Source organism: Actinoallomurus vinaceus, assembly GCF_039542055.1.
GTDB classification, from domain to species: domain Bacteria; phylum Actinomycetota; class Actinomycetes; order Streptosporangiales; family Streptosporangiaceae; genus Actinoallomurus; species Actinoallomurus vinaceus.
In genome coordinates, this window is sequence record NZ_BAABHK010000008.1 from 444638 (window position 1) to 457899 (window position 13262).

9 protein-coding genes are annotated in these 13262 nt (G+C 71.5%); 3 read left to right on the forward strand and 6 right to left on the reverse strand.

Annotated features, from left to right (window positions below; translation table 11 throughout):
- The 5 genes from ABEA24_RS28755 to ABEA24_RS28775 form a co-directional block, all read right to left on the reverse strand.
- Positions 1 to 963: an LLM class flavin-dependent oxidoreductase gene (locus tag ABEA24_RS28755; RefSeq protein ID WP_345434271.1), complete on the reverse strand. Its 963-nt coding sequence runs from the start codon at positions 961 to 963 to the stop codon at positions 1 to 3.
- Positions 960 to 2207 carry an MFS transporter gene (locus ABEA24_RS28760; RefSeq protein ID WP_345434272.1) on the reverse strand — a complete coding sequence of 416 codons (1248 nt, stop codon included), beginning with the start codon at positions 2205 to 2207 and terminating at the stop codon, positions 960 to 962. Before ABEA24_RS28760 ends, ABEA24_RS28755 begins: the two co-directional genes overlap by 4 nt.
- Positions 2208 to 2281: 74 nt before the next feature.
- The gene (gene lanKC / locus ABEA24_RS28765; protein ID WP_345434273.1) at positions 2282 to 4882 is read right to left on the reverse strand and encodes a class III lanthionine synthetase LanKC; all 2601 of its coding nucleotides are present in this window, start codon (positions 4880 to 4882) and stop codon (positions 2282 to 2284) included.
- Between the two features lie 185 nt (positions 4883 to 5067).
- Entirely contained in the window at positions 5068 to 7635 is a 2568-nt protein-coding gene (gene lanKC / locus ABEA24_RS28770) for a class III lanthionine synthetase LanKC (RefSeq protein ID WP_345434274.1), read from the reverse strand.
- A 255-nt stretch (positions 7636 to 7890) separates the two neighbouring features.
- Complete coding sequence (locus tag ABEA24_RS28775; RefSeq protein WP_345434275.1) at positions 7891 to 8199, reverse strand: hypothetical protein; 309 nt, start codon at positions 8197 to 8199, stop codon at positions 7891 to 7893.
- Between the two features lie 177 nt (positions 8200 to 8376).
- Here ABEA24_RS28775 and ABEA24_RS28780 point away from each other — a divergent pair, with 177 nt between their 5' ends.
- The 3 genes from ABEA24_RS28780 to ABEA24_RS28790 all read left to right on the forward strand — a co-directional run bounded on the left by ABEA24_RS28780 (position 8377) and on the right by ABEA24_RS28790 (position 12532).
- Positions 8377 to 11175, forward strand: coding sequence for a tetratricopeptide repeat protein (locus ABEA24_RS28780; RefSeq protein ID WP_345434276.1), 2799 nt, complete (start codon positions 8377 to 8379; stop codon positions 11173 to 11175).
- A 98-nt stretch (positions 11176 to 11273) separates the two neighbouring features.
- Positions 11274 to 11795: a MarR family winged helix-turn-helix transcriptional regulator gene (locus ABEA24_RS28785; protein WP_345434277.1), complete on the forward strand. Its 522-nt coding sequence runs from the start codon at positions 11274 to 11276 to the stop codon at positions 11793 to 11795.
- 14 nt (positions 11796 to 11809) lie between these two features.
- Positions 11810 to 12532: a DUF998 domain-containing protein gene (locus tag ABEA24_RS28790; protein ID WP_345434278.1), complete on the forward strand. Its 723-nt coding sequence runs from the start codon at positions 11810 to 11812 to the stop codon at positions 12530 to 12532.
- Here the strand turns inward: ABEA24_RS28790 and ABEA24_RS28795 are convergent.
- Positions 12508 to 13200 (reverse strand): response regulator transcription factor, encoded by a 693-nt coding sequence (locus ABEA24_RS28795; RefSeq protein WP_345434279.1) that lies wholly within the window; start codon positions 13198 to 13200, stop codon positions 12508 to 12510. The two genes, ABEA24_RS28790 and ABEA24_RS28795, sit on opposite strands and share 25 nt — an antisense overlap.
- Between the last annotated feature and the right edge of the window lie 62 nt (positions 13201 to 13262).

Genomic DNA, 13262 nt, shown 5'->3' on the forward strand with positions numbered 1-13262 from the left:
TCATGCGGTGACCTCCTCCAGGATCATGTGGAGTTCCCGCAACGCCGTCGTCTCGCCGTGCCGTACGTGCACGCCGGAGAGGTTCAACGCGATCTCGTCGGCGCCGGCGTCGGCATGGTGGCGAAGCTGCTCGCGGACGTCGGCGAGACCGCCGCCGAGGAACGCGCCGCCCTTGATCAACGCCGTCGCGGCGGCGCGCGGGTCGGCGGTGTCGATGTCGATACCGCACCTTCGCAGCATCGTGGCGTAGTGCGGCAGGCGGAGGTGGCCGGAATGCCCGGCGATCACCACATCGGGCAGGTCGCGTCCGTCCGTGTCGAGGGCCACCGGGACGATGGACACCAGGCGGGGCACCGGACGTCCGGCCGCCTCGGCGCCCTCGCGAAGCGCGGGGACGATCACGTCCCGGAGGTGGGCGGCGGGGACCAGCCAGGTGATGGCCACGTCGGCCAGCTCGCCGGCGACCCGGGCCATGGCCGGTCCGAGCACCCCCACGCCGACCTCGACCGGCGGGCTCGGGACGGGCCTCAGGGCGAAGCGGCACGAGAAGTACTCCCCCTCGTACTCGACCCTTTCCCCGGCCAGCAGCCCGCGCATGATGGTCAGGTACTCGCGCGTGGCGGTCAGCGGGCTCCGATACGGCCTGCCGAGCAAGGACCGCTGGAGGGCCTCGGCGCCCGGACCGTAACCGGCGACGACCGGGTGGCCCGTGGTCATCGCCAGCGTCTGGGCGAGTTGCGCCGCGGTGGCGGGGTGGCGGTTCGGCATGAGCAGCACGCCCGTCCCGACCGGGACGCGGAAGCCCGACGCCGCCGCGAACACGAAGGTCTGGTTCGGGTCGCTGATGTCCGCCTGCCCCTGCCACAGGCGATGCGCCGTGCTCCACTGCGTGAGCGCGGCGTACGGCAGGATCTGGTGGGAACGCGCGGGGGCGAACGGCATCATGATCGAGTAGGCGGTCATGCGCGACCTCCGTGAGCCGGGGCATCCGGATCGGGGGACCCGGCCGCCGCCTCCGATACGCGACCTCCGTGAGCCGGGGCGTCGGGATCGGGAGACTCGGCCGCCGGGACCTTCAGCCGGGTCAGCAGGAGCGTCAGGGCCCACAGCAGCCCGGCGAAGACCAGCAGGCTCGCGCCGCCGGACAGGCGGTCGAGCATCAGGCCGGCCACGGCCGGGCCGAGTGCCGCGGCGAGCTGGGTCAGGTTGAAGACGCTGTTCACCCGTCCCTGGAAGCCGTCGGGCGTCCGCAGCAGCCGGGCCGTGGTCAGCACGCTCCCGGCGATGGACATGACGACCATGGCCAGGGCGAGCAGGGCGGCCAGAACGATCCGGTCGCCGGCGGCGGCCATGACGAGCACCAGGCAGCCGGTGACCGCGGTGGCGCCCGTGACGAGCCGTACGGGCGGGAACCTGTCGCCGGCGATGGGGGCGAGCACCGTGCCGACCAGGGCTCCTCCGGTGGCGGCGGCCACGATGAGGCCGACCGACGGTCCGCTCGTGCCGCGCTGGGCGTTGACCATGATGACGAGCAGGAGGATGCCCTGGAGGATCAGGCCGAGCGCCACGGTGGTCAGCAGGCAGATTCGCAGAAGCCTCTCCCTCCACACGAACCGGAATCCGGCGGTGAGGTCGCTCAGGAACCCGGACCCGGCGGGCGGGGTGGCGGCGCGCAGGGACCCGCGCACCGCGAACACGCACACCCCGGACATGACGAACGAGCACGCGTCGAACCAGAACGGGACGCTGGGCGACACGCCGAACAGGAAGCCGCCGACGATCGGGCCGATCAGACTCGCGGCCTGGATACGCCCGAGCGTCACCGACACCGCCGTGGACAGCCGTGACCCGGGAACGAGCCGGCGGAGCGAGGCGAGGACCGCGGCGTTGGACGGCGCGCCCAGGAAACCCAGGACGACGCCCGCACTCAAGAGGATCCAGACCGGTGGGCGGCCACCGAGCGAGGCAAGGGCCAGCGCGGTACTGGCCAGTGCCCGTCCCGCATCGCAGATCAGCAGGACGGTGAGCCGGTCGAAGCGGTCCACGATCGGACCGGCCGGCACACATGCGAGGCCGACGGACGCCGCCCAGACGGCCTCGACCGCGCCGACCCACAGCGTCGAGCCGGTCGAGCGCAGGACCACCAGCGGCAGCACCATTCCCGCCGCGCCCGTGCCCACCTGCGACAGGCCGTTCCCGATCGACATGATCAGGAAGTCGCGATTACCCGACAGCCGCCCGCCCGCGCCACGCGCCGGGCGCCTCGACGTGAGTGGCCGGGTCAACGGGCCGGGCTCGCCGTCAGGGGGGCCGCACCGGCCCAGGCCAGCGGGGTGCCGCCCGGCCCGAGCGCGCCGTGGACGGCGAGAAGCACCCCCGCCGTTCCGGTGCCCAGATCCATGGACAGCCGATTGAGGTCGCCCGAGGGGAAGGCGAGGTGCCGGTGGAAGCGGACCGCGTGCCAGCCGAGGTGACGAAGGTGCGTGTCGACCGCGGGATCGCCGTCGGCGCCGGACAGGTGTGCCAGGACGGCCAGGACTCCCGAACGCCCCTCGAGAAGCCCCGAGGACAGCATCAGATCCGTGCCCAGCCCGGCGCGGACGGCATCGAGGACGTGGCGGTAGTGGTCGTCGTCCGCCCGGTGGGTGAGGTACTCCCGCAGCGCGACCGCGATTCCGGCGCTTCCTCGCATGAGGCTCAGGCGCCAGTCGGTCCCCCCTCGTACTTGGAGGCATCCGTCGGCCGGGACGCCGCAGTGGGCGATGTCCCTGGCCAACGCGGTCGAGGCGGCGTCGAGATAGCGCTCCTGCCCGGTCACCCCGTACAGGCGGGTGAGCAGCAGCGCGACGCCGGACCAGCCGTGCATGAGGCCGGGGCGGGTGACGGCGGCGACGTCGCCCACGTCTCCGTCGATCACACGAGTCAGCCGGTCGGCGATCCGGACCGCCTCCTCGTACGGGCCGCCGCCGACGAGCCCGTCGCGGAGGTGCAGCAGGCCGAGGCCGATCCCGGCGAGACCACCGAACAGACCGGCCGCGCTCCCGCGAAGGTCGAGGCCGCGCAGACGGCTCACCGTGTCGAGGGCTTCGTCGTGTCGGCCCAGCTCGGCGAGTACGTACGCGACTCCCGTCAGCCCGTCGCAGAGCCCCGCCCGTGGCGTGTCGATGCGCCTGTTCGCGTGGATCAGCCAGTCGACGTGTTCCTCGAAACCGGGGTAGCCGGTACGTCCCGTCGCGTGCAGCGCGTAGAGAACACCCGCGGCGCCGTAGGCGAGGGTGGCGCCCTGCCCCTCGAACTGGCGGGGATCTCCGGGGAAGAGCCGGTCATCGCGCCCCGGCGTCGCACTGCAGACGATCGCGTCTCGCATCGCGTCCAGTACCGTCGGCCACGCCGGGGCGTCCCGGGTGTCCGGCCAGGACGGGGGCGGGAGATGCCCCGGCCCGGCGCAGTCGCGGTGCCGGGACGCGGACCGTACGCGAACCGCGAACTCCGGAGGCGGGGCGAGACGTTTCCGCAGCCGGCGTCCGAAGCCCTCCGGCACGGGGAACAGTTCCTCGGCGGCGTCCACCAGGACTCCGATCCTGGCGGGATCGAGCCGGATGAGCTGGGTGATGGGGAGGAACAGGGCCAGGCGCAGGCATTGCAGCGCATAGTCGTCGGGATCGAATCCGGACCGTGCCCACGAGGCGGCGAAGCCCGAGGTGGCCAGGCCCGACGCGGGGTCGTCCGAGAGCTCGTGCGCCGTCTCGAAGTCGACCAGGCACACCCGGCCGTCGGGGCGGACGATCACGTTGCCGGGCTGGAGGTCGCCGAAGACGATCCCTCTTTCGTGCAGGTCGGCCAGGGCCGACCCGACGCGCTCCAGGACGGTCAGCGCCCAGCGCGCGTACTCGGCCCGGCTCGCCGCGGTATGGCCCGGACGGCGCAGCGGGTGCCGCCGGGCGACGGCGTCCTGCAGGCTCTCGCCCTCGACGAACTCTTCCACGAGGAAGTGGTGTTCCCAGTGCACGCGGTGGGCGAGGACCTTGGGGACCACGTCGACGTCGTGCAGTCGTTGCAGGACGGCCCGCGCGCGTAGCAGGCGGGTGACCGCGTCGTCGCCCGCGTCGTCCAGCCCGGCGTGCGGCCGAGCCTCACGGAGCACCACGGTACGGCCGGATTCCGGCTGCGTCGCGCGGTAGACGCCGCCGGCGTTCGACAGGCGCAGGGCCTTAACGACCCGGTAGGGGAACGGCTCCGAGGCCTTCCCGCGCCTCGCCTCGATCCTCGTCTCGATGAAGTGGGGAACCGGTGCCCAGGGCGGCAGCCGGAACGTGGGGCCGCGAAGGTCGGGCGTCAGGCGTCCGGCCGGGTCTCGGATGGCGGGCACGTGCTCGCCCTCGGCGTCAAAGCAGGTCCGGGGTCTGAACGCGCCATAGCGGACGTACAGCGGCCCGGCATTCCATCGCAGGTCGCTGAGCACGTACGGCCCCTCGACGCCGGCGAGCAGCTCGGAAAGGTCGTTCAGCGTCCGTTCGAGAAGGTGTTCGGGCGGGTAGACGGTGATCAGCTTTCCGCTGGACGCGCGTGCGGCCACCTTGCTGTTGGCGATCTCCATGATCTGCCTGCTGCGCAGGAACTTCAGGCTCAATTCGTGCTCGAAGCAGTAGCCGCAGACCGTGTCGATCACTTGGGCCGCGTCGGTCGCGGTGGCCGAGACGTGGATCTTCCATCCCTGGTCCGGCAGGGTCGTACCCCGCTTGGCCAGTTGCACCCAGCCGCCGCTCTCCACCCGTGTCCAGCCGGCCGGCATCGGTGGCCGGAACCTGGTCCCGCCGTCGTCGACGTTGTCCACGGCGTCGGCGAACAACGGGTCCGCCGCCAGAAACAGTTCGGCCAGCATTTCCCCTCCGAAGGCGATTGACCGGTGCCGGCCGGCCGTGGTGAAAGGACCGGCCGGCACCGGGGACGCTCCCGACGCCTGGCGTCAGAAGGCCGTGTTGCTCGACGTCCAGCTCACGCAGTTCGACGGCACCGAAACGGTGTCCTCCTGCATGTCCTGCAAGGCGAGGATCTGTTCCATGGTTCTCACCTCCCTCCCTCCGGGGGATCGGTCGTGGCCGTCCGCGAATCGAGGTGGGGAAGGACCCCCGTACGTTCCCCGAACGCGGCGCCCAGGGCGAGCAGAACGCCCGCGGATCCGGTTGCCAGATCCATGGCCAACCGGCGCATGCGGAAGCCTGGGAAGACCAGGTGTCCGTGGCGCCGCCGGGCGTGCCAGGCGAGGCGGCGGACCTGGTCCCTGATGGCCGGGCCGTCCTCGGCGAAGCCGAGCTCGGCCAGCGTCGCGATCATGCCGGCGCGGCCGCGGAACAGCCCCGCGTTGTGGACGCAGGCCGGCTGGCACGCACGCCTGATGCCGTCGAGCGCCGCTCGCAGGTCGGGTGCCGGACGGTGCCGGAGCTGGTTCCGCAGGACGAAGGCCAGGCCGTTGCTCCCGCCGTGCAGGTACGTCAGGTAGCGGGTGCCGTCGAACAGGTGCACCGTCCCGTCGGGACGGGTCACGCACCGGTCGAGGTCGTGCCGCAGGGCCGTGTCGGCCAGGTCCAGGTAGCGGGGCTCGCCGGTGTGCGCGTACAGGTGCTGAAAGAGCAGGGCCGGCCCGGTCGGGCCGTGCAGCAGGCCGTACGGCTCCGGCCCGCCGGGGGTCGCCGGGAGCCCGTCCCGGACGCGTACGGCGAGGTCGTCGCCGAGGTGTACGGCGCGTGCCAGCATCTCCTCGTCGCCGGTGACCCGGGCGAAGTGGAGAAGGTTCAGCGCGATGCCCGCCAGGCCGCCATTGAGATCGGCCGAACGCGCCGTCTCATCCAGCGGCCGGGAACGGTCGAGCACGGTGAGTGCCGTCTCGCGGTGACCGAGGTGGTCGAGGACGAACGCCACGCCGTGCAGCCCGTCGTAGAGGCCCGGCAGGGGAGCCGGATCGTCGAGGGCCGCCTTCGCCAGCCACCCGACGTACTCCTCCGGAATCTCGGCACCCGCCTGGCCAAGGGCGTAGAGAACCCCCGCCGCCCCGTACCCGAGCGGATGGCCGCCGATCGTCGTCGGCGTCGTCGGCGTCCCCGGGAACAGCCGGTCCCGCCGATGCGGGGTCGCGACCGCGTGGATGCCGCGGATGAGAGAGTCTCGGATCTCCGGCCAGTTCGCCTCTGGCCGGTCCAGCGCATCCCCGGCGGAGTCGGGGTCGGAGCACCCCAGTACGCGCACCAGGTTCGCGCCGAAATCGGGCGGCACCGGGTAATGCCGGGTGACGGCCTCGGACAGCGTCCGCACCTTGGCCCGCTCGTGGTATGGCAGTGGGAGGAACAGCCACAGCCGCAGCCGGTTGATCAGATGGTCGTGCGCCGCGGCTCCGCGGACACCCGCGGGGACGCAGAACTGCGGGTCGTCGGCCGCCGGAGCACGGTCGTCGTCGAGCGATGTCGCCGATTCGAGATCGACCAGTGCGACGCGCCCGTCCGGACGGACCACGACGTTCTCGGGATCGAGCTCGCCCAGCCGGATCCCGCGGCCGAGCAGCCCGTCCACCGCGTCCCGCAGCTGGTCCAGGACGTCCATCGCCCATTTCGTGTACGTGGCGACGTCCCCGGAATCGCGTACGGCCTCTTGGTGAGTGAGCAACGGCAGGCCGGCGAGCATCGAAAGGCTCAGCGGCACGCCTTCGACGAACTCCTCGACCAGGAACCGGTGTTCCCCGAAGGTGCGGCATTCGAGCAGCTCCGGCACGTAGTCCAGGCCGGCGGCCCGCTCCAGCGCCGCGCGATGCCGGTCGAGCCGGGTCACCGCGTCCTCGCCGCGCTCGTCGAGGCCCGCGTACGGCCGGGCCTCACGCAGGACGACCCGCGCGCCGGTCAGCCGATCCGCGGCCACGTACGTGCCGCCCGCGTTGGTGATCGCCAGGGCGCGCTCGATGCGGTACGGGAGCCCGCCCTGGACCGTTTCGCGCATCGCTCGCAGATCCGCGTCCAGCACCTCCGGGACGGAGACCCAGTCGGGCGGACGGAACACCGGAGCGCTGTCCTCCACGACCAGCCGGCCGTCCGGGCAGCGGAGTCTGCTCACCGGTTCGCCGTGCTCGTCGGTCTCGGTGGCCGGAGCGAATGAGCCGTATCGGCAATAGAGCGGGCCGGAGCCGTGCCGCAGCGCGCCCAGCGCATAGGGGCCCGGCTGTCCTTTCAAAAGGGTGTCCAGGTCGAGCAGTGCGGTCGTGAACCGCGCTTCGTCCGCCGGGAAAAGTGTCATCAGCCGGCCGCTTCGCCGGCGGTCGGCGCGCTTGGCATTCAGCGCGCGGGCGGCCCGTCGGCTGCGGATGCCCTCGAATCCGATCGAGTGATTCAGGCAGTACCCGCCCACGATCTCGACCGTGCGCTCGACCAGATGCTCGGCGACCGAAACATGAATCATCCACCCCTGTTCGGGCCCTGCCTCGGCGGACGGACTCAGCCGAACCCACCACCCGTTCTCCGCGCGCCGCCAGCCCGCGGGCACATCCGCCGAGAAGAAAGAGAGACGGGTGTCCCCATCGGGAATCCTGTCCGGGACCTCGAAGAAATCCGGATCGGCGACGTAGAACCGGTCGTAGTCGTTGATGCGCTGCACAGAAATCCCCCGCCTTCGCCGCCGTACCTCTCGGCCGCTCACTGAGAGTGGCGCAGGCGACGGGCGCGGAGGTATCCCCAAACCTCGGGATTGACATCGTCCGGCGCAGACATGCCACCGCCCTGGCGCCGACGGTGATCAAATCGTGTTCTCCCAGAGGTCAACGCCATGGGGCCGAATGGCGTCGTTCAGATGACCACGGATCGGTTCTACCCGGGGGACTACGTCGACGTGAGGTGATTCAGTTCCGTATCGTCACGCCGCCCGGTGCGGAACGCCTCGGACATCGGGGGCGGCACGCCGGGCCTCAGCCTGTCGGGCGCGACGCTCGGCCTCCGCGCTGCGGGCCGCGGCCAAGCCGGCGCGAGCCTGGGCGGCACCGCTGCGGGCGGTCGCCGGATCGACGACCCGGCCCGCGTACTGGGCCAGTACCTCATGCACCGGCGGTGGGGACGGCGGATCCGGGAGGGTCAGACCCGGCGGTGCGCTGCCGCCGGTGGCGGCGAGCACGAGGGACGCGTGACAGCTCGGGCACCTCAATGCGGGCCGGTCGTCCTTGCACATGCCGCCGATGATTGCCCGCACCGCCGACAAAACCAGCACCACGCGGTCGGGACCTGCGGGGCTGCACGGCAGAGAAGGCCGGGTTCGTCGGGTTTCGGCTTCTGCGGAGTCCCTGGTGGTGATTCGATGTTGCGTGTGCGGGCAGGACGACGCCGTCCCGGATGGCGGCCATCACCGGTGACGGCTCTGTCCGTTGGGTTGGCGCTGGCGCTGATCGGCAACCTGGCGACCAACACGGTGCAGGTCGCCGGGCGATGGTGGCCATGGCTGGTCTGGACGGCCACCGGACTGCTGGCCTTGACCGCCGTCATCGTGGAGTACCTCCAGCGGCGTGCGGACCGCGCCGTAGCCGCCGCGGCCGTGGACCTGGACGAGGTCGTGGGCGTGCTCGCCCAGGAGGTACGCCGGCAGTGGCTGGAGGAGGCGGTGTTCCGGCGGGTGCGCCAGCCGCTGCCCCTGTGGGTCCGGTGGTCCTCCACCGGTCGGCCCGTCGCGGCCGGCCGGGATGCCGTACTCGATGACGCCGGCGGGACCGACTGGCGGGAGGTACCGCTGGAAGGCGACTTGAACGGGATCGTCGCCGCGTTCACGTCCCTGCCCCACGCCCAGCTCGTGATCCTCGGCGAGGCCGGAGCCGGCAAGACCGTAATGGCGATGCAGCTGACTCTCGGCCTGATCGAACAACAGGTGCCGGGCGACCCGGTGCCGGTTCTGCTGCCCATCGCGTCCTGGAATCCGAACGTCGAGCACGCGGAGGAGTTCATCACCCGCAGGCTCCGCGAGGAGTACGGGTTCCTGGCCGAATCCGGCACCGACGGGGACCTCGCGGGAACGCTGCTGGCCTCGGGCCGGTTGCTGCCGGTCCTCGACGGTCTGGACGAGATCGCCGACGGCCGGCATGGCGCCGCCGTCGACGCGCTCGACAGATTCGCCGCCGCGGGCAGACCGCTGGTGGTGACCTGCCGCAGCCACGAGTACGAACAGGCCGTGACCCGCAGCGGCACGGTCGTGTCCCGCGCCGCCGTCGTGGAGATCGAACCGACCGACGTCGACCGTGTGATCGCATTCTTGTCCCACCCCGCGCCCTCGCGGTCCCGGTGGAAGCCGGTGTTCGATCATCTGCGCGCGCACCCCGACGGGGTTCTGGCCCGGGCGCTGTCAACGCCGCTGATGGTGGCGCTGGCCCGTACCGGCTTCCAGGACCCCGCCACCGACCCCGCCACCCTGCTCAGCCTGCCCGACCGAAGGACGGTCACCGGCGCACTGCTCGACGGTTTCGTCAACAGCGCCTACCAGCCCGGCCCGCCGACCGGTTCCCTGCGCTCCTATGACCCCGCCAAGGCCACCCGGTGGCTGACCTGCCTGGCCGCTCACCTGGACCGGGCCGGTACCCGCGACCTGTGGTGGTGGCAACTCGGCCCCGGCCTCATGTCACGCCGCCCGGCCCGTACCGAGGTCACGGTCACCGTCCTCGCCGTCCTCGCCGCAGGCCTGGCGGCCGGGCTGGGAGCGGCCCTGCTCGTCGGACCCGGCTTCGCACTCGGGGCGGCCGTGCTGGGTGAGGCGGTCGTCGGAATCAGCGCGACCGGAGCGTTGAGGTGGTTGTGGCCCGGCGGCTACCCGCCTTACGAACCGCTGGCTCTTCCCCGGCGCAGTCGTCGCGGCTACCGGTGCCTGCTCTTCGGCGGGGGGTTCGGGCTGTTGCCCAGCCCGTCGTGGGCCGGGCTCGCCGGCGGTCTGCTGTACGGGCTGGCCGTCCAGTTCATCCCCGCCTGGTCGCTCCCCGCACGGCCGCGACGCGCCACACCCCGCCTGACCCTGCACGCCAACCGCCGTAACGCCCTCGCGGCGGCGCTGCAGCACGCCGTGATCGCTGCGACGATCTTCGCCGCGGTGGCGGCGCTCGTCCCAGGAGCGCCGGGTCCGCTCCTCGCGGCCACGACCGCCGCGCTGGTCTACGGTGCGGCCGCCGCTTTCGGGGCCGGCCTGTGGACCTGGACCCGGTACCGCCTCGCCCACCTCCGCCTCGCCGCCCGCGGCCACCTGCCCTGGCGGTTGTGGGTCTTCCTCGACGACGCCCACCATCGCGGCACGCTCCGCCAGGCCGGAACCGCGTGGCAGTTCCGCCACGCCCTCCTCCAGGACCACCTCGGCGCCCGGGTACGCGGGACCCGCGTCGGTACCGGCGACCAGACCGCCGCCCGAAAACTCGCCGACCTGCTCGTTGAACACGGCCGCCTCGAGGAACTCCGCATCCGCGCTGATGCCGGCGACCAGGTCGCGGGCCGGCGGCTGGCCGATCTGTTCCTCGACCAAGGCCACCTGGACGAGGCCCTGTCGATCCTTCGCACCCAGGCCGACGTGGCCGCCGAGAACCCGGCGGCCGTTCAAGAACGCTGGAACGCCGCCCGGCACCTGGACGACGTACTCGTCCAGCACGGCCGCTTCGAGGAACTCCGCGCCCGCGCCGACGCCGGTGACCAGTCCGCGGGCCGGCGGCTGGACTCTCTGGATCTCGGCCCGGACGGTGACATCACGGCCACTCACCGCCACAGCGGTACCGGTGGGTCGTCGACCTCGCGGACACGCGCCGCCCAAATGAACATGGCACCGATCGCCGACCTGTTCGCCGAACGCGGAGACCTCGACGAGGCCGTCGAGCTCCTTCGCGACTTCGCCGATCCCGGCGACGACCTCGCCACCGACCGGCTGTACGACCTGCTCGCCGAGCAGGGTCGCCTCGCCGAGACGATCGCCTCTTGGCGTACCGGCACCCAGAGTGGCCCCGAGGCCGTGCGCCTGCCCAGATTCCTCGCCAGAGACGGCCGCCTCGACGAAGCGGTCCAGATCCTGCGCGCTCGCGCCGACGCCGGCGACTGGAACGCCGCCTTGCGCCTTCCCAGGCTTCTTGCCGACTACGGCCGCGTGGACGAGGCCATCGCCCTCCTTCGAGCCCGCGCCGACGCCGGCGACTGACACCCGACCGTCGTCAAGCCGGCGGATGCCCACACTCACCGTCCGTCAACCCACATTGGCTACTGCTTCGATTTTCGGAATATCCTATAGTCGGAGTTATGTCAGACAGAGAGATCACGGTCGCCAGGTTGAGCGCCGCGATCCGGCGCTACCAGCGCGAGATCGACGTCTTTGACCAGGCCGTCGCCGAACGGCTGGGGCTCAACCGAACCGATCTTCGATGCGTCGACCTCCTCCTTGACCGGCCACTGAGCCTGACCGAGCTGGCCGAACACGCAGGTCTCAGCCAGTCGGCGATGACGACGGCACTCGACCGCCTGGAAAGGGCCGGATACGCCTGCAGAACCCGGGACACCAACGATCGGCGCCGCTTCCTCGTGCAGCTCACGCCCGAACTCCTCACCCGCGTCGCCGAGATCTTCAAACCGTTCGCGGCCGAGGCCACCGCCGAGCTTGACCGCTATTCCGTATCCGAGCTGGAAACCCTGGTCCGGTTCTTCGCCGACGGGTCCGAGCGGCGGGCCCGCCACGCCCGACGCATCCGAACCACGCCGAAGGTTCGGCAACAGTCCGCACACCCGGACGACGTCCCGCCGACGACGGCCCCGTCGGGCTCGTGAAGGGAAGGCGCACCATGACCGGCATACGACCCGCGTCCCGCAGCACGGCCGCGCGACCCACGTCCCGCACCCTCGCCCGATGGGGATTGATCGGCCTGATCTCGGAAATCGTCGCCGTGTGCACGTGGCTGGTGGCCGGCACATGGCAGGGCCCCGCCTACAGCCCGGTGCACGATGACATCAGCGACATGGGAGCCCTCACCGCCCCGCACGCGTGGGCGTTCCTCATCCCGCAGGCGCTCGCCGGCGCCGGAAGTATCGCCTTCGTACTGTTCGGGCTGCGTCCGTCACTCGCGTACGACGGGCGAGCCGGCCGATCCGGCCCCTGGCTGGCCGCACTCTCGGGGATTCAAGACCTGACCGACGCGGCGTTCCGGCTCGACTGCCGGGCCGCCGACGGCTGCGACCAGGCCCGCGCGACCACTTCCTGGCATGCGCAGCTGCACAGTGCGATCGGCTTCGCATGCGTCCTCGTGCTGATCGTCACGCCGTTCGTGCTCGCCCGCCGCTTCAAGCGCCTGCCCCAGTGGCGTCGCTTCACCGTTCCCTCGGTCCTGCTGGGAATCGTCTTCATCATCGGCCTGATCGCGGTGCTGGCACCCCAGACGGCCGCATATCAGGGGCTGAGTCAACGAACGATCGCAATCGGCGGCGCGGTCTGGGGCATCGCCGTGGCCGCCCACGTCCTCCGGCTGGGACGCAACCGATGCCCTCATGACCCGGCGCGCAGCGCGTAGCCGAAGCCGCGGACCGTGTGGATCATCGGTGGGCCGGTCCGGTCCAGCTTCTTGCGGAGGTAGTAGACGTACGTCTCGACGACCTGTGCGTTGCCGTCGAAGTCGTAGTTCCAGACCAGGTCGAGCAACTGCTCCTTGGACAGCACCTGGCCCGCGTGCTCCATCAGGCAGCGCAGCAACTTGAACTCGGTTGGGGTGAGGGTGATCTGGTCGTCCGCGCGGCGCACCGTACAGGTGTCGACGTCCAGCTCCAGGTCGCCGACCCGCAATCGGCGGAGTACGTCCGGCGCGGCCCGGGTACGGCGCAGCACCACCCGTACCCGGGCGTGCAGTTCCTGCAGGCTGAACGGCTTGGTGATGTAGTCGTCGCCGCCGGAGGACAGGCCCGTGAGCTTGTCCTCCAGCGTGCGGCGTGCGGTCAGGAAGATGATCGGCGGTGCCTGTCCGAGGCCCTGCAGCCGGTCGCACACCCGGAAGCCGTCGATGTCGGGCAGCGAGACGTCCAGCACGATGAGGTCGGGGCGGAACGCCTCCGCCCGGGCCAGCGCCGACCGGCCGTCGGCCGCTGTGGCCACCTCGTAGCCCTGGTAGCGCAGACTGGTCGCGATCAGGTCGCGAATGTTCTCCTCGTCGTCCACCACGAGCAGCCGCGCCGGAGATGTCACCACCCGGCCATGGTGACCCGATCACGGGGTTGTCGCACCTTTTCTGAGTGGTTTATGAGCTGGCG

What these genes read in the sequence shown, in the direction of transcription:
- ABEA24_RS28760 (WP_345434272.1), bottom strand. Translation starts at nt 2,207, where the DNA reads ATGTCGATCGGGAACGGCCTGTCGCAGGTGGGCACGGGCGCGGCGGGA.
- ABEA24_RS28775 (WP_345434275.1), bottom strand. Translation starts at nt 8,199, where the DNA reads ATGTGCAAGGACGACCGGCCCGCATTGAGGTGCCCGAGCTGTCACGCG.
- ABEA24_RS28755 (WP_345434271.1), bottom strand. Translation starts at nt 963, where the DNA reads ATGACCGCCTACTCGATCATGATGCCGTTCGCCCCCGCGCGTTCCCAC.
- ABEA24_RS28790 (WP_345434278.1), top strand. Translation starts at nt 11,810, where the DNA reads ATGACCGGCATACGACCCGCGTCCCGCAGCACGGCCGCGCGACCCACG.
- ABEA24_RS28785 (WP_345434277.1), top strand. Translation starts at nt 11,274, where the DNA reads ATGTCAGACAGAGAGATCACGGTCGCCAGGTTGAGCGCCGCGATCCGG.
- lanKC (WP_345434273.1), bottom strand. Translation starts at nt 4,882, where the DNA reads ATGCTGGCCGAACTGTTTCTGGCGGCGGACCCGTTGTTCGCCGACGCC.